Consider the following 24,227-nt stretch of genomic DNA (forward strand, 5'->3'; position numbering starts at 1 on the left):
GAATGAGAGGGTTGAAAATAAATAGTAATGGGCATATAAATATTGATATAATGTAATCTTAAACCTAGTTTTCGGAGAGTGAAGAAATGAAAAGATATTATTACCTAGATTATTTGCGTATTTATGCACTGCTCGCTGTTGTTACAATCCATGTATCAGCGTCTATAGTTTCAGCAAATCCCCTTGAAACGGGAGAGCTTAGGTGGTTATCAGGTAATTTTTATGAAACACTAGCTCGAGCATCAGTACCGATTTTTGTCATGATCAGCGGTGCTCTTCTTTTAAATGACAGTCGGCCTCTTCCCACAAGTCAATTTTTAAAAAAACGTGTTAGTAAAATAGCGATACCCTTGCTGTTATGGAGTATATTATATTATTCAGCCGGTGCTTTTAGTAGTCGTTACATTTTTTCAATAGAAGATTTTATTGTTAAATTTTTAAATGGTTACATTATTTATCATTTATGGTTTATGTATATGATTTTAGGTTTATATTTGATTACACCTTTAGTTAAGATTCTAGTGCAAAATGCAATAAAGAGAGATGTAGAATATTTTTTAGGACTATGGATATTAGCTTCGGTTGTTTTGAACTTCATGGAGTATCTTGTCGGCTATAGTTTGAACATTGAGCTATTTTTTGTGACAAATTATGTGGGCTATTTTGTCTTGGGGTATTATTTGTTTAAATATCAATTGTCTAAGAAAAATATAATCTATTCCCAATTTTTTCTTGCGCTAGGTTTGCTGGGAACATTCTGTTTAACTTATTATGGTACAATTTCAAATAATGGGGTATTTGACGATTATTGGTATGAGTATCATTCTATTACAGTCTTATTTTCTTCAGTGGGGATTTTCATATTATTTAAAGATATCTTGTTTAAATCGAAGCAAGATATGGATGACAAGCTTAAATGGTTTAGTCAAGCTAGCTTTGGTATTTATTTAGTACATGTTCTAGTTCTCAACTATCTTTATTCTTTTATATTCGGTAAGGTTTGGAATAACCTTCATCCCATTATTGCAATTCCCGTAAATGTTGTAATAGCGATTATTATCAGTGCAATAATTACGATAATCATTCAGAAAATACCAATCATAAAAAAGATGATTCCTTAAAAGAGAGTAGAAGGTTTCGGGTCAGTTTTTTCTAAAGCTTAGGAGCTCAGTTTTGAAGGAAAATGACACATAATCGCTTGAGCAAAAAAGTTTAGCAAATGGTCGCAACAGATTTTCCGATGATAAGAAAAACTGGTGGGTTTGTTGTCAATGATGATAGAAATGTTTCTATCATCGTTTTTACCTCATACTGATGAGCATTCAAAAATGATGTTTAAGCCTACTAGAAACCTTCAGAAGCCTTAAGCACAGTACATAAGCCCGTCTATTTGAGCTAAAAGAGTTTGAAAATCACATTGATGATGTACCGATGTTAATTATGCAAAAAGGGCGAGTAACGTTTCGGATATTGCTTCAATCGATTGTTTTGAGTAAGAAAGGCACTATTTTAATAGCAAATATGATTTGATAAGTTTCGAGTGGTTTTTTTGTTTATATCAGCGAACAGTGCAATAAAAGAGCAACCACGCCCGGTATTACTCTACCGGGCGCTGTTTTATCCAATGGGTAATTTGATCGATCTCATCAAATTCAATGACAACATTGGATACTCCTTTTTGGGCAAAGATTAGGAGAGAGAGCCGATCTTTTAAATCATCTGCTTCTGCTATGGTCATCTTATGATCTACTTCTATTTCTGCCTCAACATGAAGAAGCTCTCCTTCTTTTATAACATTTAATCGCTGAATATCTGTGACAGCAGGGTTAGCTAAAAGAATGTCAGCAATATGCTGCCGCATTTCCTCATCCGTTTCCCCAATTGCCCCGCGCGCATTTTCAAGAAAAACTTTTCCGACTACGTAAAACATCATTAGACCAATGATGATAGAAACTATGCCTTCGATTTGAACAAAACCTGAAAAGTGGGCAATTACAACAGCCAGCATAGCAAGAATCCCACCAATCGTTGCTACTAAATCCTCCATAAAGACAAGTTTTGTTGCTGGTTTCGCACGCTTTAAGCTTCCAAAGCTTTTAGCCATCACTTGAATACCTTTTGCATCCTGCCCCGTTTCGTGCAGAACTTCCTTACCTGCCTTAAAGAGCACAAATAACTCCAATACAACGGCGATTCCAAGTACGCTTAAGCTAATTAAAAAACCGCTGCTTGCCTTCGGATGCAGGATATGATGGAGACCTTCCTTAATGGTTTCATAAGCTAAGATCCCGACTATAATAACAGCACCAAGACATACTAGATTGACTAGTCGGCCAAAGCCATTTGGAAAGCGATCTGTTGGAGATTTTTTTGATAATGCAGAACCAATAAAGACAAAAAACTGATTTGCTGCATCACCAAAGGAGTGCATCATTTCAGCGAACATTGCTACATTTCCAGTCAATAAAAAAGCACCAGCTTTCAAAACTCCAATAATTGTATTTACAACTGCGGCCAATAATGACGGTTTGTTTCCTTCTTTTAATAATGTGAAAAATTCACCCATAATACTCTTCCTCCTCCCGTATCATAATTTTTAATACCCAATTTTTCTTCCGGTTAGACAAAATTGAATAGAGAGTCAAAAATATTCCTACCCTATTTTACAAGTGGAATTGATAACAATAGTCACCGGGTGTAACGAGGAAAAATGGAGAGGATAAACTATGTATTTATAATGATATAGTGGAGCAACTCAATAGAAAAAAAGAATTGAGATAACTGAAAGTAAAACTAGACTATGTATAATGCCGGGAGAGAAATAGCTGAATTTTTTGAAGTAGGTTCGAAGATATTCTATTAAACCTACATCTCATCTTAGGGATTTTATTTTAGGAAATGTCAAACATATGACGTGCAAAATCAAACATACAAGAGATAAAATAGAGTTATTAACTATGTAAGGAGGAAATGCAGATGATCGTATTGGTTGCAAAGTATCAGTGTAAGCTGGGAAAAGGGGATGAAGTACAGTCCTACTTAAACGAAATAAAACCATATGTAGAAGAACACGAAAAGGGTTGTACTGTTTATTTGGCGAATCGTTCAGTAGATGATCAGGACGCATTTTTACTTTATGAACAATATATTGACGAAGCAGCACTCGAGGCTCATCGTGAAACCCCACATTTCAAAGAAATTATTGAAGGTAAAGTTATTCCTTTATTAGAAAAACGTGAAAGAGAAGTGTTTACGCTGGTTGAGTAAAGAAATAACAGAACGAGCCTTTATAAAGAAAAGTAAAACCCTTAGCAAATAATGGCTAAGGGTTTTTTAGGTTTTAAAAAAATAATGCTAAAACAATCAAAATTCTCTTTTAGGTAGACCTGTTATAATGCCTGTTAATCCTTCTTATTCTCCTTAAAGGCAAAAAAGGAAGCGCACCATATGGAAAAAGAAAAATATTATTCGTGATTCTCAATGTATGAACAATGATTATAAACGATGATTTATAACAAAATGGAGTGGGACGAAATAAAGAGTAATCTGTCGTGAAGAGAAATTAAGTGGCTGCAGAGAAAGAGGAAAAAAGACATCGCTGTTTTTCTGTAAGTAGGAATAGAAAGTGGACAAACTGCGTAGAGTTAGACAGAGTGAAAAACCGGCAATATGCCGGCTTTTCGATTCGTTAGTGAACCTGGCGATAAACGCCGATGACTTTCCCTAGTATACTAACATTCTTCAATATGATTGGTGCCATAGAAGAGTTCTCAGGCTGCAATCGGAAATAGTTTTGTTCTTTAAAGAACCGTTTAACAGTTGCTTCTTCATCCTCCGTCATGGCTACAACAATATCTCCGTTATTTGCAGACTGCTGCTGTCGCACGATAACAAAGTCACCATCAAGAATCCCAGCTTCAATCATGGAATCTCCCATAATTTCAAGCATAAACACATTATCATCAGATGAAGCAAGACGCTCAGGTAGAGGAAAATACTCTTCAACATTTTCAATCGCTGTAATCGGCGAGCCTGCTGTAACTTTACCAACTAAAGGAACATTCACAACATTTTGTGTTGGGATATGGTCTGCGTCAAGGTTTAGCACTTCGATGGCACGTGGCTTCGTAGGATCACGGCGAATAAGGCCTTTACTTTCCAAACGAGCAAGGTGACCGTGTACGGTTGAGCTGGAAGCTAATCCAACAGCCATTCCGATTTCTCGTACGGAAGGAGGGTATCCTTTTTCACGAACTTCCTGCTTGATAAAATCGAGTATATCAAGCTGTCTTTTTGATAATTTCTTCATGGGAGCACCTCTCTCTTTTCTAGTCTCCAAATCTTACCGTTAGTATAGCATGTGATTTTTAAAAATACAAACATAAGTTCGAATTTTTCACTTGACCCGAAACAAATGTTCGGTTTATACTTAAAACAGAAAACACGAACACACATTCGATGGGGGGATTGTAACATGCCAACTTTGTGGAGAAAATATTCATTTGTTATTTTATTTATTGCTATTACCTTTGTTTTTGGGGTATATTTAGTCGTTTCCTTGTCAGAAGACGCTGAAAGTACATATATACAAGTAGAGATTAAAGACGGTGACTCTTTATGGAGCCTATCAAGACAATACGCTGACGATCTATCTATGACAGAAATTCAATTTATTGAGTGGGTAACAGAAAATAACAATCTGTCATCCTACAAAATTTTATCAGGAGAACAGCTGATGCTTCCCATCTCAATTACAGATTCAAACGAATTCCGTTATATTAATGATGGGATCGAGCTGGCGTCAGATAACTAATGCGTTTGGATGGAAGGGTGAAGGAAATGAACGTGATTATTTATTGTCGCGTTAGTACAGAAAAAGAAGCACAGGAGTCTTCGTTGCAGAGACAGGAAGAAGAGCTTCTCGCCCTTGCAGAGCGGAATCAATTTTCGGTCGTGGACATTATTCGCGAGCAGGCAAGCGGATATGATTTAGAGCGAGAAGGAATATTTACGATGCTAGATACAGTGCGAGAACAAGAAATAGAAGGAATATTAATTCAAGATGAAACCAGAATAGGCAGAGGAAATACCAAAATTGCACTTATTCATACGTTTATGAAAGAACATGTTCGTATTTTTACAGTCAGTCACGATGGGGAGCTTGAGCTTTCAGAATCGGACTCTATGATACTTCAAATCGTAAGTATGGTTGAGGAGCACCAGCGTAAGCTTCATAACTTAAAAATAAAGCGAGGAATGAAGAGAGCGGTTGAAAGAGGCTATCGACCAGAAAGAAATTTGAAAAACCGCGGAAACAAAGATGGACGGGATAAAATTGAAGTACCTGTCCAGGAGATTTTGCGCCTGCGAAAAAGCGGGTTGACCTTTCATGATATTGCAGCCACATTGCGAGGCTTAGGGCATGATGTGTCAAAAGCAACCGTTCACCGTCGTTATCGAGAGTATATTAAGTTAAACGAATAAATAGGCAGTTTCCTTGTCATGCTTGAATATTTTTAGTACGATGTCGGTACGTATAGTCGATTAATCATCGGCAGAAAGGACGTAATTTTATGTTACCGAAAGAAAAAATGGATCGTATTAATGTATTATCAGCTAAATCAAAGACAGAGGGTTTGTCTAATGAAGAAATAATAGAACAGCAATCGTTACGACAGGAGTATCTAGCTGCTTTTAGAGGATCAATGAAGCAAACGATAGAAGGTGTAAGAGTGTTTGATCCAAATGGTGAAGAGGTTACCCCGAAAAAATTGCGTGAAGTGCAAAAAAGTAATCGACTTCATTAAGTTCTTAAAGGCTCACCAAAGCCTAGCCTCTATAGCTTTAAAAAAGAAGTCTTATTCTGAAGGCTTCTTTTTTTATACCTAAAGCATAGAGGACGACAATTTGCACGGTTGGTAATTAAGGGTTTTTCAAGCCGTTCGAATGAAGATTGAGCTTTCATGATGATTATGTGAATGAATATTTGTTAAATCAATATAAATTTTGATTATTTCCTTAATTTACTCTGGATTTTTACGCAGTGCATTGGGTATAGTGAAAAGATAAGATGTTTGTACATCTTGTCTATTTTACGTACAATAGAAAAAGTATTTATGATGTTTAGAGAGGATGTTTTTAATGTTCAACGCAAAAGACCAGCTAGCGATCAATACAATTCGTACGTTATCAATTGATGCAATTGATAAAGCGAACTCCGGCCACCCGGGACTTCCAATGGGTGCAGCTCCATTTGCTTATACACTATGGACTCGTTTTATGAATCATAATCCTAAAAATCCTGAGTGGTTTAACCGTGATCGTTTTGTTCTTTCTGCTGGACACGGCTCAATGCTTTTATACAGTCTGCTTCACTTATCAGGTTACGATTTACCCATGGAGGAAATTAAAAACTTCCGTCAATGGGGATCTAAAACACCTGGACACCCTGAGTATAAACATACAGCTGGTGTAGAAGCAACAACAGGTCCACTAGGACAAGGAGTTGGAATGGCTGTTGGTATGGCGATGGCGGAACGCCATTTAGCTGCTAAATTCAACCGTGAAGGGCATGATATTGTTGATCATTATACATATACATTGTGTGGTGATGGGGACTTAATGGAAGGAGTTTCTGCTGAAGCTGCTTCACTAGCAGGTCACTTAAAGCTGGACAAGCTTGTTGTATTGTATGATTCCAACGATATTTCACTTGATGGAGATTTAGATCGTTCTTTCTCTGAAAGTGTTCAAAAGCGTTTTGAATCTTATAACTGGCAATACATCCGTGTCAATGATGGAAATGATGTTGGTGAGGTTGCAGATGCAATTAAAGCAGCAAAAGAGGACAAAACTCGTCCGACGATGATTGAAATTAAAACAGTGATCGGATTCGGCTCAAGTAATGCAGGCACTTCGAAAGTACACGGGGCACCGCTTGGATCTGCTGAAACCGTCCTTACTAAAGAAGCCTATAAGTGGGCATATGAAGAAGCGTTCCACGTTCCAAGCGAAGTGTATGAGCGTTTTGCTGAATTTGCACAAGAAAATGGTTCAAAAGAAGAGAAGGCGTGGAATGATCGCTTCGAAGCCTACCGTTCTGCATATCCAGAGCTTGCTTCTGACCTTTTAGCTGCAATTAACGGCACTCTCCCTGAAGGATGGGAACAAACTCTTCCTGTCTATGAAGAAGGAAAGAGCCTGGCAAGCCGAGCATCATCCGGTGAAGCAGTGAATGCATTGGCAAAATCTGTTCCTACATTATTTGGAGGCTCTGCTGACCTTGCAGGCTCGAATAACACGATGATGAAGGAAGAAGGAGACTTCACAGCAGAAACACCAGCAGGTCGCAATATCTGGTTTGGTGTGCGTGAATTCGCTATGGGTGCTGCCCTAAATGGTATGGCGCTTCACGGAGGCGTAAATGTATACGGAGGAACATTCTTCGTATTTAGTGATTATGTTCGTCCTGCAGTCCGTTTATCTGCTCTAATGGGACTTCCTGTAACTTATGTGTTCACACATGACAGCATTGCGGTTGGTGAAGACGGCCCGACACATGAACCAGTTGAACAACTTCCAGCACTTCGCGCAATGCCTAACCTGTCTGTTGTGCGTCCTGCAGATGGAAATGAAACAGCAGCAGCTTGGAGATTGTCTCTTGAAGCGACTGATCATCCAACTGTGCTGGTATTAACTCGTCAAAACCTAAAAACACTGCCTGACACAGACAAAAATGCATATGAAGGCGTGAAAAAAGGAGCATATGTAGTATCTCCTGCGCAAAAAGAAACTCCGGATGCGCTACTTTTAGCTACAGGCTCTGAGGTTGGTCTTGCTTATGAAGCACAGCAGGCGCTAAAAGAAGAAAATATTGACGTAGCGGTTGTATCGATGCCTTCATGGGATCGTTTTGAAAAACAGTCGAAGGAATACAAAGACTCGGTCCTTCCTCCAGCTGTAAAAAAACGCCTTGGTATCGAAATGGCTACTCCACTTGGCTGGGAGCGTTACACGGGGGATGAAGGAGATGTGCTTGGTATTACGACATTTGGCGCATCTGCACCAGGAGCAACCGTTCTTGAAGAGTACGGATTCAGCGTAAGCAATGTCGTTTCAAGACTAAAAGCAATTCTCTAAAAAAGAAATTTACAATACAATTAATTGAATGAAGCTGTCAACAGCGTTTATTGTTTACATACTGGAAAAGCGGACAGTCCGCATAATTGGACCAGATGTATAAGATTTAAACGCTTGTTGTCAGCTTTATTTTCTGTGAGGTGATCCATAGATTTGCTTACGTTCCGGGAAATTACAGAGGATAAAGCATACTGGCATCCATATTTGTATTTAGCTGATGATGCTCATGAAGATGTCCGGCAATATGCCGAGCAAGGCTTTCTTTTTGTATTTGAGGATTCAGGAGAGCCGGTCGGTGTGATGCTGCTTATCCCACAAAATGCAGCAGTGCTGGAAATAAAAAATATAGGGCTGCTAGATAAAGCGCGAGGTAAAGGTTTTGGCCGACAGATGATTGAAGTGGCCATAGAAACAGCTAAGGATCGCGGTTATCGAACACTTGAAGTAGGCACGGCGAACAGCAGCATCGACAATCTTATTTTTTATCAAAAAGTGGGATTTCGAATGGCTGCCGTTAAACAGAACTATTTTGTTAAGTATGATCCTCCCGTATATGAAAACGGCATTTATGGAAAAGATATGATTGTTTTTCGGATGGAACTCGTTTCTAGTGAAAAAGAATGATTAGAAGTGTCGCAAAAGGAAAGAAAAGATTGTATAATCTTTCATGTTCTTGTACACTTTTATATAGAAAGATTAAGGAGGAAAGAAACACATGACTTGGCTTGCTTACGTACTAATTGCCGTTGCATTGCTAGCAGGGATTGCAATTGGATTTTTCATCGCAAGAAAATACATGATGAACTATCTAAAGAAAAACCCGCCAATTAATGAGCAGATGCTTCGTATGATGATGATGCAAATGGGAATGAAACCATCCCAAAAGAAGATCAATCAGATGATGAGCGCAATGAGTAAACAACAACAAAAATAAATCGTTCCCATAGGGTTTATTTTTCCTCATATCGACAATAAATGCTTCTTTCTATTGAGTAATACAGTAGAGAGGAGTATTTTTTTGGGTTTGAAGTTGTGATAGAGGAGTTTTGGATCGCTCTATAGACAAGTACCAGGAAAAGAAAGAGAGTAAGCCCGATTATAAACGTTTCTTTAGTCATTTTAGCTGCTAGTGTACTATACGTTCTTCTTCTTGAACCGCTTGGTTATGTGATCACAACCTTTTTATTTTTATTAGTTGGTTTCCAAGTGATCGATCGGGGAGGATGGCTAAAGTGTCCTATTTGAAAATTACTCGTATATCCAAGCCTGTTTTTTGGATCGTTATGGGTCGCTTGATTATTTCTCCGATAATCGCCTTACTTATCATCTTTCTGTTTGGATTATCAGGGATCACTGCACAGGCGCTATTTATAGCGAGTTCATTTCCGACGTCCCGAAACAGTGCTCTTCTTGCACTGGAATATAATAATTATCCAGAATACGCTTCCCAGGCGGTTCTGTTGACGACAATTCTTAGTAGTTTAACAGTTGCAGTCGTTGTTTATTTTTCAACAGTTCTTTTTTTAGAATATAAACTCACTTCTCAAAAATTGACCGATGGCATTAAATTGATATTCATTTCAATAAAGGGATTTGAGAGTTAGTGTTGAATAACGATTGATAAACCAAAGTAAGCACAGAGGTTATATAATTGTTACTTTATTTTTGATCTATATCATCTTTTTAATGAAAGTAAAAAAATTAGGAGATGATTGATGATGATGTATAAGCTTTCGCTTGATGGTATTTCACCTGAAATGCTAGAGGGTTTTTTGTAGATTGGTTGAATCCACCAAATTCAGAAATACATTTAAGGATGTTAAAAGATAGTGATAAAGTAGTTCTTGCATTTGATGAAAAACCTAATCAAGTGGTTGGCTTTAGTACATCAGTAAGTGACGGCGCTCTATCGGCTTACATTCCTTTTCTGGAAGTTTTACCAGCCTATTAAAATAAAGGGATTGGCAAAGAGTTGGTGAATTGAATGCTAAAAAAACTTGGTAAAATCTATATGATTGATTTAATATGTAATGTGATCCTGCAGCCTTATTATGAAAAGCTAGGAATGTTAAAGGCAACTGGGATGATGAGTAGAAATTATAAAATGAAATCGGGCAGCTGATTTTAAAGATTTATAACGGCAGTTCCTTGCTAAATGACGAAGAAGTTGGATTGTTTCCAAAAGGGTGGTCAACTGAAGATCGTTGATATAAGATGATACATGACTTTGAATCAATACGTTCACCTACATTGATTTTTTGACATCTCTACATATAGCATGCTGCAGGGAAGGGGGAATTCGGATGAGTTTATCAAATAAAGAGATGGCCATTATGACCACACCAGAATATCAAATCGCCAAAAGGGAGCTTAATACATTTTCTCATCATTTTGATTTTGAATTTTTTATTTATTATCAGCGAGAAGATGAAGAGAAGAGTTCGTATCAATTTCATCACGTTGAAATAATCCAAAATCCTAAAGGGAGAAAAATTTATATTTTTAAACGCTATAAGCTTGAGGATGGCGGGGGGAAATTCAAAAAGAGTGCAAGCGGCAATTATGTTCTTGATGGAAGGCAATTAATGATCATGGATACAGAAATAAGAAGGTATGAAGTAATGGATACGAGTTTATAGGTTATTGATCATAAATGATTCATTGATTTCATCACCATTTTGTCTGCTTTATAGGATTCTCCGTACGCACAAAAACCAGCTTTTTCTGATGGCAAATAACAGAGAAGGTGGTTTTTCTATTAAATCGTTATTTTGCGAAAAAAGATTGCTGACTTAAACGGATGGATCATTGTAATATAGAAGGTGAATGATTTATCTTGTAAATACAAGTTGAATCATGGTAACGGTGTGCGGAGAAAAGAAAGCGTTTTAATTCTTGCCCTACACGACTTTGAATACATAGCGGTTATTGTTAAAAAAAGAAATCGATGCGGAAAAAATAACCTGCAGAAAGAATGGTGATTATTTTGACGAAGAAATGGTGGAAGGAAGCAGTTGTGTACCAGGTGTACTGGCGCAGCTTTTATGATACGAATGGAGATGGCTATGGTGATCTTGAGGGTGTCATCGAGAAGCTTGATTATATTAAAGAGTTGGGCGTTGATGTCATTTGGTTAAATCCATGCTATGAATCTCCTGATTTTGATAATGGCTATGATATTTCAAATTATACTAGCATAATGGAAAAGGCCGGGAACATGGAGACGTGGGAGCGCTTGTTACAGGCTGTTCACGAGCGTGGCATGAAGCTGATTATGGACCTTGTAGTGAATCATACATCCAATCAGCATCCTTGGTTTATTGAATCGAGCTCTTCGAAGAATAATCCGAAACGTGATTGGTACATTTGGAAGGATTCAGTAGATGGAAAAGAACCAAACAATTGGCGGTCTTATTTTACGCCCTCTGTTTGGGAGTATGATGAAAAAACTGAACAATATTATATGCATTCTTTTGCTGTTGAGCAGCCTGACTTGAATTGGGAAAACGAAGAAGTCCGTCATGAAATTTATAAAATGATGCGTTTTTGGCTTAATAAAGGAATTGACGGATTCCGCTTAGATGTCATCAATTTGCTTGCAAAGCTAAAGGGTTTTCCGAATGTGGAGAATCCAACGAATATAAATTATCTTGGAAATAACCCTGGCATTCATGAATACCTGCAGGAAATGAATCGTGAAGTGCTGCAGCATTATGACATTATGACAGTTGGAGAAATTCCGTTTGTCACACCTGAGGATGGTTTGCTCTATGTAGGTGAGGATCGTAATGAGCTCCATACCCTATTCCATTTTGAAGTGGCGGATGATATGCCGACCTGGGACATGGTGCGATACAAGGAAATACAAACCCGCTGGTATGAAGGGTTAAAAGGTCGAGGAACAAATTCACAGTTTATGAATAACCATGACCATACAAGACAGGTAACTCGCTACGGGAATGATCAGGAGTATCGGGTTGAATCAGCGAAATTATTGGGCGCAATGCTCCATACACTGCCTGGCATCCCGTACGTGTTTCAAGGTGAGGAAATTGGGATGACCGGTGTTCGCTTTGCTTCCATAGATGATTACAATGACATTGCGATGAAAAATAAGTATAAAGAAGAAATCGAAAAAGGACGTGATCCACAGGAGGTTTTTGAAAGCCTTTTACTATTAAGCCGTGACAATTCACGTACCCCCATTCAGTGGGATGATTCGGAGCAAGCGGGCTTCACGGCAGGAACTCCATGGATTAAAGTAAATCCAAACTACAAAAAAATCAATGTAAAAGAAACATTGGCAGATCCGAACTCTGTATTTTATTTCTATCAAAAACTGATCGCATTACGTAAAACAAATCCTGTCATGATCTATGGCGACTACAACGATTTATCTCCTGATGATGAAAGTCTTTATGTGTACACGCGCAGCTTTGAGGGAACGCGATGGCTCATCATGCTTAATCATTCTGATTCTAAGAGTGAATTTGTATTGCCGGAGGGCTTTAATGAGGAGAAGAAGCAGCTGATCCTTGCCAACTATAAAGATGTAACCAGTGAAAAATCTATACAGAAAACGATTTTGCTTCCGCATGAGGCAAGGATTTATCAGATTTAAGAATGATTGGGAGAAATCACTTTTTCTGTTAAGTAATTAACAGGAGAAGTGTTTTTTTGTAGAGGGTGCCTTAAGGAGGACATTTTTTAACAGCAGTGGAGAAAAGAGACAACATCTTGATCAAGCATCTATCGTCATCTCAGATATTGTATTTTCTTTAAGGACAATATAGTAGAATGAAAACAAATAGTGCACAAATAAATAATGGATAAAAATAGTCTTTCACCATCGTGAATTTCCAAGGTAGTATGGATTTGAGTATGGAAAGAAAGATAGAAATGCAAGAATAAATGAAAAGACTAGGAGAGATTAAACAATGAAATTCCCTAACGATGCCGATGGACAGGTTTTAAAAACACTTTATAATGAAGGGATTAATTTCAAAAAGCCTCATAATGTAGACTTTTTTATCGCGGTACCTAATAAGAAAAAAGGCGAAATGGTTTTAGAGGTGTTAAAAAATAATGGATACAATGCGCAGTTAGAGCAAGACGATGAAACAGATGAATGGACCTGCTATTGTTCGAAAAAAATGCAGCTAAAACATGGAGAACTTGTCGCGATGCAGAAAAAGCTTGATGATTTATGCAGACCATATGAAGGACAGGCAGATGGATGGGGGATTATGGTTGATTAAGAAAGCAAACGGCCGAGTGATAGCGGCCGTTTTTTCTTATTCTATCATTTGCCTGCGCCTAAATAGACGCTGTTAATTAGATGGTCGCTTTAAGGTTCTGTATTCAGGGACATACTCAAAATCTACTGTTTGCGTGCTAAGAACAACAGGAAGCTTGCTTCTCATAAATGGAAATACAAAACCTGCATAATCCTCTAGTGATTTACAATATGGTTTTCTCTCAAGTAAAATGATGAAATTTGCTTTTACCTCAATACATGGTTTCTCTTGATAGATAAATGGTTCTGAACATGAAATGACCTCTATTTTGACATTGCTGTCATGAAGATAAATTTCATTTTGTGCAGTAGAAATGTCCCTTGAATAAAATCTAACAATGCCAGTTGCTTTAATCATCTGGATCCCTCTTTTCAACGCAATGCTAAAAATTGATTATAGTAGATATTGAATAAAAATACCAAGGAGAAAAGAGGCTTATGTTCAGATGATATTCATTCATTTATAGAGGGATTGGCCTGACTTATCCAGGCTGGTTGAGTATTCTTATTTAATTTATTTTGTTTGCCTTTTTTATATTCCTTCCGAAAAAATAACGCTTTCCTCTACTGAGAATATTTGGTACGATATGATCGATATTATCCGTTTTTTTCTAATTAAATGTTATAAATTCTCTGGTGGATTACGGCAAAGAGATATTTTCAACAAAGGGAATGCTTGGGTTATGAAAGGGTGAAAGCATGAGGGTTTTTGGCTATTTGATGTGGTTTTTTAAGCAGGAGAAAAAGGCGTATTTGATTGGAATCGCCGTTTTGCTTGTTGTTGCTGCACTGCAGCTTGTGCCGCCGTGGCTTATCGGGGGTGTAGTGGATGCGATTGATACGGATACACTAACGGGTTCGAGTCTTGCACAATTTATGGGGGTTTTGCTAGCGTCTGGTGTAGCAATGTATGTGCTTAGATACATATGGAGGATTATGATTTTTGGCTCATCAGTCAAGCTTGCAAGGCAGATGAGAGCCAGACTGTACGAACATTTTACAAGGATGTCACCTCAGTTTTATCAAAAGCGCCGTGTGGGTGATTTGATGGCGCATGCGACAAATGATTTATCTGCTATTCAGCAAACGGCAGGTGTTGGTGTACTGACGCTTGTAGATTCGCTTGCAACCGGTTTGTTTGTGGTGATTACCATGGCTGTTCTAATTGATTGGCAGCTAACATTAATTGCCCTAATTCCCATGCCGATTATGGCTTTATCGTCGAACTATTATGGGACACTTTTACATAAAAGATTTGGTGCGGCACAGGAGGCGTTTTCAGATTTAAATGATAAATCACAGGAAAGCATTTCAGGCATAAAGGTTATTAAAACCTTTGGCCAGGAAAAAGAAGATATTGCTTCCTTCCGTGATTTATCCGCCGATGTAGTAAAAAAGAATGTTGCGGTAGCAAGAATTGATTCTCTTTTTGACCCAACCATCTCGCTGATCGTCGGAGCATCCTTTTTCCTATCCATCTTTTTCGGGGCAAGAATGGTGATTGCGGATGATTTAACCATTGGACAGATGATCTCCTTTACCACGTATTTAGGACTACTTGTGTGGCCAATGCTTGCGGTTGGCTGGCTGTTTAATATCGTGGAACGAGGCCGTGCATCTTATGAGCGTGTAGAGCAGCTCCTTAGTCATTCGGTGGATATCCGCGAGAAAACAGGTGCACTGGAAACACCGCCTTCAGGTGATATTATATTTGCCATAAAGCGCTTTTCTTTTCCAGGCGATGAAGCAGTGTCTTTAGAAAATGTCTCGTTCACCATTAAGCGAGGGGATACACTTGGGGTTATCGGGCGAACAGGAGCTGGGAAAACAACGATCCTAAAACTGTTAATGCGTGAATTTGACGGCTACGATGGCCGCGTTGAATTTGGAGGGCATTCCATTGATGATTATTCACTAAAAGCATTGCGCAAATCGATTGGCTATGTGCCGCAGGATCATTTCTTGTTTTCTGCATCCATCCGTGAAAATATTGCGTTTACAGATCCGACAATCTCCCAGGAAAAGGTAGAGGAAGCAGCGCGAATTGCTCAAGTTCATGAGGATATTCTTGGATTTACAGAAGGCTATAAGACCATCGTTGGTGAGCGCGGTGTTTCGCTGTCAGGCGGGCAAAAGCAGCGGATTTCGATTGCACGGGCCATCCTGATGGATCCTGAAGTACTCCTTTTGGATGATTCGTTATCGGCCGTTGATGCAAAAACAGAAGAAGCCATTCTTTCGACCCTAAAGGAAACGAGAGAGGGAAAAACAACGATTATCACCTCCCACAGACTTAGTGCAATTCAGCATGCACAGCAGATTATTGTGCTGGATAATGGGGAGTTAGTCGAGCTTGGAACGCATGAGGAGTTAATGGAAAAGCAAGGCTGGTATTATGAGATGTACGTTAGGCAGCAGCTAGAGGAGCTTGTGGAGCAAGGAGGGCAAACGAAATGAGTGAAGAAAAGCAGACGGTTTTATCCGGAAAAGATCAGTGGCTTGTATTGACTCGTTTGTTAACCTATACGGCCCCGTTTAAAAAACAAATTGGATTTGCCTTTTTCTTGTTAATTTTAATGACGATCGGTGATGTTGTTGGCCCGATTTTGATAAAAGTGTTTATTGATGATTTTTTGACGCTGAGGTCCTTCCCTTATGAGCCGCTTATGGGACTTGCAGCTGCCTATATTGTGATTCAGGTGGGAAATGTCTTTATTACCTATTTTCAGCTGATGAAATTTCAGGAAATAGCCTTGAAAATTATTCAACAGCTACGCGTAGATGTCTTTTCACGCGTACAGTCTCTGGGCATGCGCTATTTTGATAAAACGCCTGCAGGATCCATTGTGTCCCGTGTGACAAATGATACAGAAGCGATTAAAGAGATGTTTGTCAGCGTTTTGGCCGGATTTATTCAGAGTGCTTTTCTACTTGTGGGGATTTTTAGTGCCATGTTTATTTTAAATGTACGATTGGCGCTCATTTGTTTATTGATTCTGCCAATTATTTTTTTCATTATGAAAGCCTATCGTACATACAGTGCGGTATTTTATCAGGATTTGCGTGAACGGCTAAGCGAGCTGAACGCGAAGCTTGCGGAATCATTGTCCGGTATGGGGATGGTCCAGGCATTCCGTCAGGAGCAGCGCATGCAGAGTGAGTTCGGAGAAACGAACGAAAAGCACTACAATGCCGGTATGCGAAATATCAAAATTGATGGGCTGCTGTTAAGACCTGCGATTGACATGGTCTATATTTTGGCGCTGATGATGGTTCTCAGCTTTTTTGGTATTACGTCCTTTGATGCAGCTGGTGGAGTAGAGATCGGCGTTTTATACGCTTTTATTAACTATTTGGATCGCTTTTTTGAGCCGATTAACCAAGTGATGCAGCGGTTATCAATCTTCCAGCAGGCAATTGTGGCAGCTTCACGTGTCTTTAAACTGCTGGATGAAAAAGAGCTGGCGCCGAGTCAATCGGAGTCCTGCAGCCATACAATCGAAAAAGGGGAAATCGAATTCCGAAATGTGACGTTTTCCTATGATGGAAAGCAGAATGTTTTGAAAAATATTTCCTTCCGTGCCCGCCCAGGTGAAACCGTAGCGCTTGTTGGTCATACGGGCAGCGGGAAAAGCTCAATTATCAATTTGCTCATGCGATTTTATGAGTTCGAGCAAGGTGAAATATTGATTGATGGAAAGTCTATTAAGTATTACCAAAAGAATGTTTTGAGAGAAAAAATGGGGCTGGTGCTTCAGGATCCGTTTTTGTTCTATGGTACGATTTCAAGTAATATCCGACTCTATGATGATAAGCTTACGGATCAGGAATTAAGAGAAGCAGCTGAATTCGTGCAGGCGCATACCTTTATAGAAAAGCTGCCGGATCAATATGAGCAGCGAGTGGTGGAACGGGGTTCTACATTTTCCAGCGGACAGCGGCAGCTGATTGCTTTTGCACGGACGATTGCTGCGAACCCCAAGATTTTGATTTTAGATGAAGCAACAGCAAACATTGATACGGAAACCGAAGAGGCGATTCAAGTGGCTTTGGAGCGCATGAGAAAAGGAAGAACAACGATTGCCATCGCCCATAGACTATCAACCATTCAGGATGCCGAGCAAATTTTGGTGCTGCACCATGGTGAAGTGGTAGAAAGCGGGACACATCAGGAACTACTTGCTAAAAGAGGCCTCTATCATAAAATGTATTTGCTTCAAAATGGATTGTCGCATGATCAGGAATTAGTATAATAGGAAGGCCAATTCACTATGAATTGGTCTTTTTTGCAGTGAATAATCAAGATGGCTGGCAGAAAGAGGGGGAAGAATAAATAAGAGCAGCAATTAGCCGTAGAGAAGTGGCTGTGCTGCTGCTAAAATCAATTTTATAAAGCTAAGATGGGATCAGTATAGGAGTCGCCGAAGAATGTAGTTAAGCCTCGAGGTACGTTGAGCGCTCGGAATGATAGGGGTACAGGCGATCGTAGCGATTCAGCAACTCGTCAAGCTCCTGTGAATATTGAACCGCTTTCGGCGAATTGAGTCCTTCCCTGGCAACAACATAGATCAGTACTTGTCTCTTTTTTTCAATTTCACGCAGTAGTACGTACTGGTCGGCCATTTGGTTGGTCCTTTCGATGGGAAAAGAAACATAGAATATTCGTATCCCATACAGTTTTTGTCATTACTGTAACTTGTAGTCTAGTATACAAAAAATTCTTATAGATTTCAAAGAAAAAATTCCATTTTGTTAAAAAAACTATCTTCCCTTTTATCCTGTTAGGGTCGCGTCACAAAAAGTTTGGTTTCCATACATTCAGTCAGTGAAGAATATTTGTTAGAATGGGGAAAGGAATGATCCGCTATTAACTTCTTATAGTGTACATAAACTAATTATGAAATAAAAGGAGGTATATTAGATGGGTGATTTTAATATCTTTTTTGCCTTTGGGGCGGGATTTTTAAGCTTCATCTCTCCATGTGTTTTGCCATTGTATCCTGCTTTTCTATCCTACATAACAGGAATGTCGGTTAAGGAATTGGCCAATGAAAACGGAATGCTTCAGCGCAGAAGCTTGTTGCATACACTGTTTTTTTTACTAGGATTTTCTCTTGTGTTTTTGGCGCTTGGCTATTCGACGAACTGGCTTGGTGAGTTCTTTCTTTTATATCAGGACATCATACGCCAGCTTGGAGCCATTTTAATTGTGGTATTTGGTTTAATGATCGTAGGGATTTTTAATCCGCAGTTTTTGATGAAAGAGCGTCGCTATGAATTTAAAAACAGACCCGCTGGATATTTTGGCTCCGTACTGATTGGGCTTGCTTTTGCTGCTGGCTGGACGCCATGTATTGGACCAATCTTAAGTGCAGTTTTACTTATGATTGCCAACAACCCTGGTTCCGGTCTTCCGTATATGATGGCCTATATTCTTGGGTTCGCCATTCCGTTCTTCTTGCTTTCCTTCTACGTTGGCAAAATTGGATGGATTAAACGTCATAATGTTAAAATTGTTAAATTTGGCGGTTGGATCATGATCGCAATGGGTGTCCTGCTCTTCTTTGATGGGATGACATGGATTATTCGAATTTTGACGCCAATATTTGGTGGATTTCAAGGGTTTTAGTCAATTTTTAATAAAAGATGCTATTCCTATTAAGAGACTCTATGATCATGTGTATAATCAAAATATACAGCCTAATGGAGTATGAAAGGTTTGTGAAAAATTTTAATTGTGAATGATGCGAAATTTATGAGAATGACGCTTGGAAATATGCTGAATGAATCAAGCTTTAAAGTAGTTGGATAAGCTGAAAATGGAGAAGAGGCCATCGAACAGTACCGTGCACTGCAACCAGACATATTGACAATGGATATAACCATGTCTGTAATGGATGGAATTCGTGCAACAAAAGCGAGCATGATTGAATTTTCCGAAGCAAAAATCATTATTTGCTCCGTAATGGGCCAGCAAAAAATAGTCATTGAAGCAAGCAGGCGCTTAGTATTTTATCGTAAAATCTTTCAATTGCGAGCGTGTAGTAGAGTCAATCAATCGAGTGATCAACGCCTATCAACAGGCCGGTTCCGTATGCTGGAATCGGCTTTTAAAAAAGGAGGAACCTTCATGAGCACATCAGTATCCTTAGAAGATTGGAAAACCTGGATTTCAGCTAAAGCATTATCGGTGGGGTATTTTATGCAGCCAAATTGCTCGGTGTGCCATGCGCTATTGCCGAAAGTAAAAGAGCTTGTAAAAGAACTTGATGTAGAAATGAAGGTTGTGAACCTTAAAGGATCAGAAGAAGTATTTGGCCAATATCAAATTTTTACTACACCTGTTGTGATCATTTCTGTAGAGGGAAAAGAAGTGGAAAGGCATGCGAGATTTGTTCAAATGGAAAAGCTGCGCTACGATATAATACGGTATCAAGAAATTTTTGAGGAATGAAAACGGGGTTTCAAAACAGATGTAACTTCTCTATAATAAACGTATTAACGTAAAAAGGTGGAGACTGCATGAGCGTATGGCTTACGACGATCGCAGCGATTTTCATGGGAACTGCTGTATTAATTGTTCGCATGAAAGCAGCGAAGCGGCCAGTAACAGCTAAAAAAATCATTTTGCCGCCTATTTTTATGAGCACAGGGGCACTAATGTTTATCTTTCCATACTTTCATGTCACTTATCTGGAAGTGATCGAAGCGCTTGCGGTGGGAATGCTTTTTTCACTTATCTTGATAAAAACTTCGAAGTTTGAAGTGCGTGGAGACGACATTTTCATGAAACCGTCCAAGGCTTTTCCCTTTATTTTAATTGGACTGCTCGTTATCCGTGTTATTATGAAGCTAATGCTTAGCTCCACAATCGAAGTCGGTCAGCTAAGTGGAATGTTCTGGATTTTAGCGTTTGGTATGATTGTACCGTGGAGAGTGGCGATGTATATGCAATATCGCCGTTTAGTTGAGAATCGAACAAGCGAACGATCGCAATTTGCATAAAAAAAGGGCAGTCTCAATATGAGATGCCTTTTTTTTATGAAGAAAATGAAAGCGTCAAAGGTAAATAGCTATTTTGGATTTCCGAATCGTTAACGCTTCTTTTTGCCTATTTAAATGATTCAATCAGATTCACACCAAGGCTTCCGTATGCTTTCTTATTGCAAGAACCGGTTTAAAAATAGAGATACTGAGCCATTTTGGTGATAAAGAGGTCCTAATTGTTACATGGCTTTATTGTTACTCTAAAATATTTTGGAGCAAAAAACACCGTTTGTATGGGTAGAGCGGTGTTTTTGCTGTTTAGTCATGAAATTAACCACCTTTTCCTGTGTAAAATTACAGCAGTAATAAGTAAAAAAAGAATATTGGAAATAGTTGTGATTATACTGCTTATATCGTAATCGTCATTTATGTATTTATGATGATTGGTTGTTTTTTTGCTTTTGGTGAAAACATATAATGCACCCCATTTTCATTCAGATAAGCAATTTAATTAGCGCTAAAGAAAATTGAACGAATAAACTTAATTTTCTACTTTTCATTTTTTGTCATTGTATAAAAAGCTAATACCGTAACGAAGAGCGCGGTATGTAAGAATAAAACAATACCATTCCATTCCCCTTGAAAAATGGTGACGTTAATGAGTGTGATAAGCTGCATGATAAGGATAATTAACAATAAAATTCGTGATATCTGCAAGTATTAAATCTCCAAGAGGAGCAATTTTTATAAAATAATACTAACATATAAATTCCAGAATTCCGTTTAATTAATCTAATGTAAATAGACTGGTATTCTACTTTTGAAAAGTAAAACAATATTAAAATTCACATAACCTATAGTTTAAAACATTGATATTTGTATAGAATTGAAAGGAGATGATAAAATTAATTTAACTTATTTGTGTAAATAGAACTATTATTTTGAGGGGGGTTTTTGTTCTTTTAAATCAGCGTATTTTAATACTTTTTTAGTTCTTTTTATTATTTTTTTATTAAAGCTTACATAACAACAGAAATGGTGGGAACCCATGAAAACTCCAAAGTTAACTTTTATGCAAATCTATTTGTTTATTGTCCTGCTTTTACTGGCTTTAACGAGTATCTGGAGTTATAACGCTTTTTTAAATTTGGAACAAGAAAGCAATAAAATTGTATTAGACGTTATTCCAATCTCTAAGGCAGCGAGTGATCTAATGACTCAGCTGCTAAATCAAGAAACAGGAATTCGTGGATACCTAGTGACCGGAGATGAGGCTTTTTTAGAGCCTTATTACGCGGGAAAAGAAAAATTATACTGGAACCTTGATCAAATAAAAAAACATGAGGATCAATACCCCATCATGAAGCAATTGATCGAAGAAAAGGTATATCCTCAAATAAATAAAATAGAGTCGTATTATGATAGTCAAATTCTTTTAATTCAAAATGGGCAAATAGAGGAAGCGAGAAGCCGTATTGATGACGGTAAGTCTCAGCTAGATCAATTTCGAAGTATTCATATGGAAATAGAAAATGATATCGAAAAAATCATTAATGACGCATGGGAAAAAAGCCGGGTGGCAAGCGAAAGGGCTAAAAATTTGATTGTGTACGGCGGCTTGACAGTGCTTTTAGTCGGCGTTATGTTTATCTATTCTTTCCGTTTACAAAGAATTCAAACAAAACTAGTCAGACTTTCTTCTTTTGACGCGTTAACAAAACTATATAATCGAAGAATGTTTGATGAGTATTTAGAGAAAGAATGGAACAAGGCGGGGGAGGAACAACAAGTCATCTCTCTTCTCTTTTTAGATGTCGACAACTTTAAATTGTATAATGATACCTATGGCCATCGACAAGGAGACCATTGTTTGCGTTTAGTTGCCAGCGTACTAAGAGAGAATACGATGAATCCGCAAATACCTGCACGTTATGGTGGGGAAGAATTTGTGGTCATTTTACCTAACACCAGTATTCTGGAGGCTGTTCAAATGGCTGAGAGCCTTCGTATTCGCATTAAAGAGATGCACATTGATCATGAGTTATCAAATGGGGGTTATGTAACCGTTAGTATAGGGGTTGCTTCTATGCTGCCACAAGCGGATCAAACACCATCCATCTTAATCAATTTAGCAGATGAAGCAATGTATCAAGCGAAGAGTGAAGGGAGAAATAAAGTGATTGTGAAAGAAGGAGCGGCATAAGAGATCGATGTTCCTAAGGATTAATCGGATACAGACCGTTTGGCTGACTGCAAATGGATCAATCTAAATAATTTTATCGAAATTTAAGGAACTTTAGGTTTTTTATTATCCATTTATTTGCAGATTGTATGCTTGCGTGGAAATGAATGATTTTCTATCAAGAAATAAATCTATAGGAATGATAAAAGCACAGGTCCATTTCTATGGTCCTGTGCTTTTGTTTTCCTTATGCAAATAAATCCTCATACGGATCCAAATCAATTTTCATTTCTGTTGCTTTCTTTCTTAAAAATTTATGGTCTCTTTTTGGTGTCGCAAGGATGTATCCTCTAACAACTAAGTCTAAATCAATAGTACGAGACTTTTCCTTTATAGCAAGTTCCCCAATTTTACCGGCTATTTTTTGTCTGGCTACATCACGAAATAATTCAGGCACAGGGCTGACGAGCTCATTAAGCAGTTCAAGCTCCCTTTTCTGCCAAAGATGGCGCGTTTCATTTACGTAGTGCTCTTCCCAGTCCAGATCTGACCTTCCATCCTGCTTCGGCATTCTTTTAAGAAATTTACGAAACATAAAAAATCCGCCAATAAAAAACAAAGTAATCAGAACAACAACCCAAAATAATATAAACCATAAAAACCAGCCGTCAAGCATTGCATTTCACCTCTATCATCGTCCATCGTCTTGTTAATTTTATTATAGTCTACCACCTATTCATCGGCAAGGAGAGAGAGGGACGTGACATAATTGTGATGGTTTTGCGGAGATAGATTATAATTTTATTATGTATAGCAACAGGATGAATCGTTTAAACAAAGACTTTGACAAAGCACGTAATGCTCCTGCTTTCCAAAAGGTTTCTATCATTTATATGAATGGATGACTTTAGATGTATCATGGCATTAACTTAAGAAAAAATTTTCAGAATATATAGAATGGCGAGAAAAGAAAGGTAATAATTCCTCTGCTTATAGAAAAAATGAACGCTGAGTTAATGGTAAAAACGCTCATTTTAAAGATAAATTATGTTAAAGTCCATTGTTGATTTTTGCACAGGGTTGATTGGAGAGAAAGACGTGAGACTCCAGCGGGGTGAAGCGGGACAGGTGAGACCCAAGCAGGTGCGTCTGCTACCTGTGAGGCTCACCGCCCGCCCCGCGGAAAGCGAGCGCCTGCAGTGAAAATCAACAGGCACGTTTAACAAAGCCTAACGATAAAAAAGACCAAAAAGAAAGTAAATTTTTTACATTTATCGAGACACTGGATTATTTGTTATTATCTGATTTTCCTGCTAATTGAGATTGCGCGGTAGCAATTAGACGCTTGGTAATTTCACCACCCACGGATCCATTGGAACGCGCAACGGAGTCGGCTCCCATTTGTACACCGAATTCATTCGCGATTTCATATTTCATTTGCTCAAGTGATTGTTCTACACCTGGTACTAATAACTGATTACGACTGCCACGATTAGTCATCATCTCACCTCTCTTTATAACCTTAATATCATTTTTATTTTAATAATAATACATAGTAAATTTATCTAGCCTACTGTCGCCAGTTTGATATGGGGCGTAAACGAACAAGTTTGGGAAGACCAA

General features: G+C 38.3%; 26 protein-coding genes and 2 pseudogenes. 21 read left to right on the plus strand and 7 right to left on the minus strand.

The features are described 5' to 3' along the window. Positions 1-86 precede the first annotated feature (86 nt). The gene (locus KP78_RS12005) at positions 87-1,121 is read left to right on the plus strand and encodes an acyltransferase (RefSeq protein WP_041089271.1); all 1,035 of its coding nucleotides are present in this window, start codon (positions 87-89) and stop codon (positions 1,119-1,121) included. A 476-nt stretch (positions 1,122-1,597) separates the two neighbouring features. Here the strand turns inward: KP78_RS12005 and KP78_RS12010 are convergent, their stop codons facing one another. Next, positions 1,598-2,566 (minus strand): cation diffusion facilitator family transporter, encoded by a 969-nt coding sequence (locus KP78_RS12010; protein WP_041089273.1) that lies wholly within the window; start codon positions 2,564-2,566, stop codon positions 1,598-1,600. Positions 2,567-2,976: 410 nt separating this feature from the next. Between KP78_RS12010 and KP78_RS12015 the strand changes: the two genes are divergently transcribed. After that, on the plus strand, positions 2,977-3,267 hold the full coding sequence (locus tag KP78_RS12015) for a putative quinol monooxygenase (protein ID WP_041089275.1): 291 nt from the start codon (positions 2,977-2,979) through the stop codon (positions 3,265-3,267). A 421-nt stretch (positions 3,268-3,688) separates the two neighbouring features. Here KP78_RS12015 and lexA read toward each other — a convergent pair whose 3' ends face one another. Further along, complete coding sequence (lexA, locus tag KP78_RS12020) at positions 3,689-4,309, minus strand: transcriptional repressor LexA (RefSeq protein WP_041089277.1); 621 nt, start codon at positions 4,307-4,309, stop codon at positions 3,689-3,691. A 165-nt stretch (positions 4,310-4,474) separates the two neighbouring features. Between lexA and yneA the strand changes: the two genes are divergently transcribed. The 12 genes and pseudogenes from yneA (at position 4,475) to KP78_RS12075 (ending at position 13,397) form a co-directional block, all read left to right on the plus strand. Next, positions 4,475-4,813: a cell division suppressor protein YneA gene (yneA, locus tag KP78_RS12025; RefSeq protein ID WP_052474781.1), complete on the plus strand. Its 339-nt coding sequence runs from the start codon at positions 4,475-4,477 to the stop codon at positions 4,811-4,813. 26 nt (positions 4,814-4,839) lie between these two features. Continuing rightward, positions 4,840-5,484: a YneB family resolvase-like protein gene (locus KP78_RS12030; protein ID WP_041089947.1), complete on the plus strand. Its 645-nt coding sequence runs from the start codon at positions 4,840-4,842 to the stop codon at positions 5,482-5,484. An 89-nt stretch (positions 5,485-5,573) separates the two neighbouring features. Next, positions 5,574-5,807, plus strand: coding sequence for a DUF896 domain-containing protein (locus tag KP78_RS12035; RefSeq protein WP_041089279.1), 234 nt, complete (start codon positions 5,574-5,576; stop codon positions 5,805-5,807). A 334-nt stretch (positions 5,808-6,141) separates the two neighbouring features. Then, the gene (gene tkt / locus KP78_RS12040) at positions 6,142-8,139 is read left to right on the plus strand and encodes a transketolase (protein ID WP_041089281.1); all 1,998 of its coding nucleotides are present in this window, start codon (positions 6,142-6,144) and stop codon (positions 8,137-8,139) included. 153 nt (positions 8,140-8,292) lie between these two features. Next, entirely contained in the window at positions 8,293-8,763 is a 471-nt protein-coding gene (locus KP78_RS12045) for a GNAT family N-acetyltransferase (protein WP_052474782.1), read from the plus strand. 91 nt (positions 8,764-8,854) lie between these two features. Continuing rightward, complete coding sequence (locus KP78_RS12050; protein ID WP_041089283.1) at positions 8,855-9,073, plus strand: YneF family protein; 219 nt, start codon at positions 8,855-8,857, stop codon at positions 9,071-9,073. Between the two features lie 182 nt (positions 9,074-9,255). Beyond that, positions 9,256-9,384 carry a hypothetical protein gene (locus KP78_RS19595; RefSeq protein ID WP_235420944.1) on the plus strand — a complete coding sequence of 43 codons (129 nt, stop codon included), beginning with the start codon at positions 9,256-9,258 and terminating at the stop codon, positions 9,382-9,384. Further along, complete coding sequence (locus KP78_RS12055; protein ID WP_041089285.1) at positions 9,372-9,743, plus strand: AEC family transporter; 372 nt, start codon at positions 9,372-9,374, stop codon at positions 9,741-9,743. The genes KP78_RS19595 and KP78_RS12055 overlap by 13 nt, the downstream gene beginning before the upstream one ends. A gap of 114 nt (positions 9,744-9,857) precedes the next feature. Beyond that, positions 9,858-10,261 (plus strand): annotated as a pseudogene (locus tag KP78_RS20695) (GNAT family N-acetyltransferase). A gap of 181 nt (positions 10,262-10,442) precedes the next feature. After that, the gene (locus KP78_RS12065) at positions 10,443-10,778 is read left to right on the plus strand and encodes a hypothetical protein (RefSeq protein WP_041089286.1); all 336 of its coding nucleotides are present in this window, start codon (positions 10,443-10,445) and stop codon (positions 10,776-10,778) included. A gap of 347 nt (positions 10,779-11,125) precedes the next feature. Beyond that, complete coding sequence (locus tag KP78_RS12070) at positions 11,126-12,760, plus strand: glycoside hydrolase family 13 protein (RefSeq protein WP_041089949.1); 1,635 nt, start codon at positions 11,126-11,128, stop codon at positions 12,758-12,760. A 316-nt stretch (positions 12,761-13,076) separates the two neighbouring features. Next, the gene (locus tag KP78_RS12075) at positions 13,077-13,397 is read left to right on the plus strand and encodes a ribonuclease E inhibitor RraB (protein WP_041089287.1); all 321 of its coding nucleotides are present in this window, start codon (positions 13,077-13,079) and stop codon (positions 13,395-13,397) included. Positions 13,398-13,469: 72 nt separating this feature from the next. Here the strand turns inward: KP78_RS12075 and KP78_RS12080 are convergent, their stop codons facing one another. Continuing rightward, the gene (locus KP78_RS12080) at positions 13,470-13,793 is read right to left on the minus strand and encodes a hypothetical protein (RefSeq protein WP_041089289.1); all 324 of its coding nucleotides are present in this window, start codon (positions 13,791-13,793) and stop codon (positions 13,470-13,472) included. A 341-nt stretch (positions 13,794-14,134) separates the two neighbouring features. On the opposite strand from KP78_RS12080, the gene KP78_RS12085 reads away from it, so the two are divergent. Together KP78_RS12085 and KP78_RS12090 are read left to right on the plus strand one after the other, a co-directional pair. Continuing rightward, on the plus strand, positions 14,135-15,892 hold the full coding sequence (locus tag KP78_RS12085; protein ID WP_041089291.1) for an ABC transporter transmembrane domain-containing protein: 1,758 nt from the start codon (positions 14,135-14,137) through the stop codon (positions 15,890-15,892). Then, positions 15,889-17,688, plus strand: a complete 1,800-nt coding sequence (locus KP78_RS12090) for an ABC transporter ATP-binding protein (RefSeq protein ID WP_041089292.1) — start codon at positions 15,889-15,891, stop codon at positions 17,686-17,688. Before KP78_RS12085 ends, KP78_RS12090 begins: the two co-directional genes overlap by 4 nt. Before the next feature lie 181 nt (positions 17,689-17,869). On the opposite strand, the gene KP78_RS12095 is transcribed toward KP78_RS12090, so the two are convergent. Next, positions 17,870-18,058, minus strand: coding sequence for an aspartyl-phosphate phosphatase Spo0E family protein (locus tag KP78_RS12095; protein WP_041089294.1), 189 nt, complete (start codon positions 18,056-18,058; stop codon positions 17,870-17,872). A gap of 298 nt (positions 18,059-18,356) precedes the next feature. On the opposite strand from KP78_RS12095, the gene KP78_RS12100 reads away from it, so the two are divergent. From KP78_RS12100 to KP78_RS12110, 4 genes and pseudogenes are all read left to right on the plus strand, one after another. After that, positions 18,357-19,064, plus strand: coding sequence for a cytochrome c biogenesis CcdA family protein (locus KP78_RS12100; protein ID WP_041089296.1), 708 nt, complete (start codon positions 18,357-18,359; stop codon positions 19,062-19,064). Positions 19,065-19,190: 126 nt separating this feature from the next. Next, positions 19,191-19,506, plus strand: a pseudogene (locus KP78_RS19205) (response regulator); the annotation flags it as partial. Beyond that, positions 19,467-19,889 (plus strand): thioredoxin family protein, encoded by a 423-nt coding sequence (locus KP78_RS19210; RefSeq protein WP_340140105.1) that lies wholly within the window; start codon positions 19,467-19,469, stop codon positions 19,887-19,889. The pseudogene KP78_RS19205 and the gene KP78_RS19210, both read left to right, overlap by 40 nt. A 68-nt stretch (positions 19,890-19,957) precedes the next feature. Beyond that, positions 19,958-20,440, plus strand: coding sequence for a CcdC family protein (locus KP78_RS12110; protein ID WP_041089298.1), 483 nt, complete (start codon positions 19,958-19,960; stop codon positions 20,438-20,440). 531 nt (positions 20,441-20,971) lie between these two features. On the opposite strand, the gene KP78_RS20310 is transcribed toward KP78_RS12110, so the two are convergent. Beyond that, on the minus strand, positions 20,972-21,139 hold the full coding sequence (locus tag KP78_RS20310) for a hypothetical protein (protein WP_162835594.1): 168 nt from the start codon (positions 21,137-21,139) through the stop codon (positions 20,972-20,974). A gap of 331 nt (positions 21,140-21,470) precedes the next feature. On the opposite strand from KP78_RS20310, the gene KP78_RS12120 reads away from it, so the two are divergent. Further along, positions 21,471-22,625 (plus strand): sensor domain-containing diguanylate cyclase, encoded by a 1,155-nt coding sequence (locus KP78_RS12120; protein WP_052474784.1) that lies wholly within the window; start codon positions 21,471-21,473, stop codon positions 22,623-22,625. 226 nt (positions 22,626-22,851) lie between these two features. Here KP78_RS12120 and KP78_RS12125 read toward each other — a convergent pair whose 3' ends face one another. Together KP78_RS12125 and KP78_RS12130 are read right to left on the minus strand one after the other, a co-directional pair. Further along, positions 22,852-23,280: a DUF2621 domain-containing protein gene (locus KP78_RS12125; RefSeq protein WP_041089302.1), complete on the minus strand. Its 429-nt coding sequence runs from the start codon at positions 23,278-23,280 to the stop codon at positions 22,852-22,854. A 611-nt stretch (positions 23,281-23,891) separates the two neighbouring features. Next, the gene (locus tag KP78_RS12130) at positions 23,892-24,104 is read right to left on the minus strand and encodes an alpha/beta-type small acid-soluble spore protein (protein ID WP_041089304.1); all 213 of its coding nucleotides are present in this window, start codon (positions 24,102-24,104) and stop codon (positions 23,892-23,894) included. Positions 24,105-24,227 lie beyond the last annotated feature (123 nt).

It is taken from the genome of Jeotgalibacillus soli, from assembly GCF_000829435.1.
Classification (GTDB): domain Bacteria; phylum Bacillota; class Bacilli; order Bacillales; family Jeotgalibacillaceae; genus Jeotgalibacillus; species Jeotgalibacillus soli.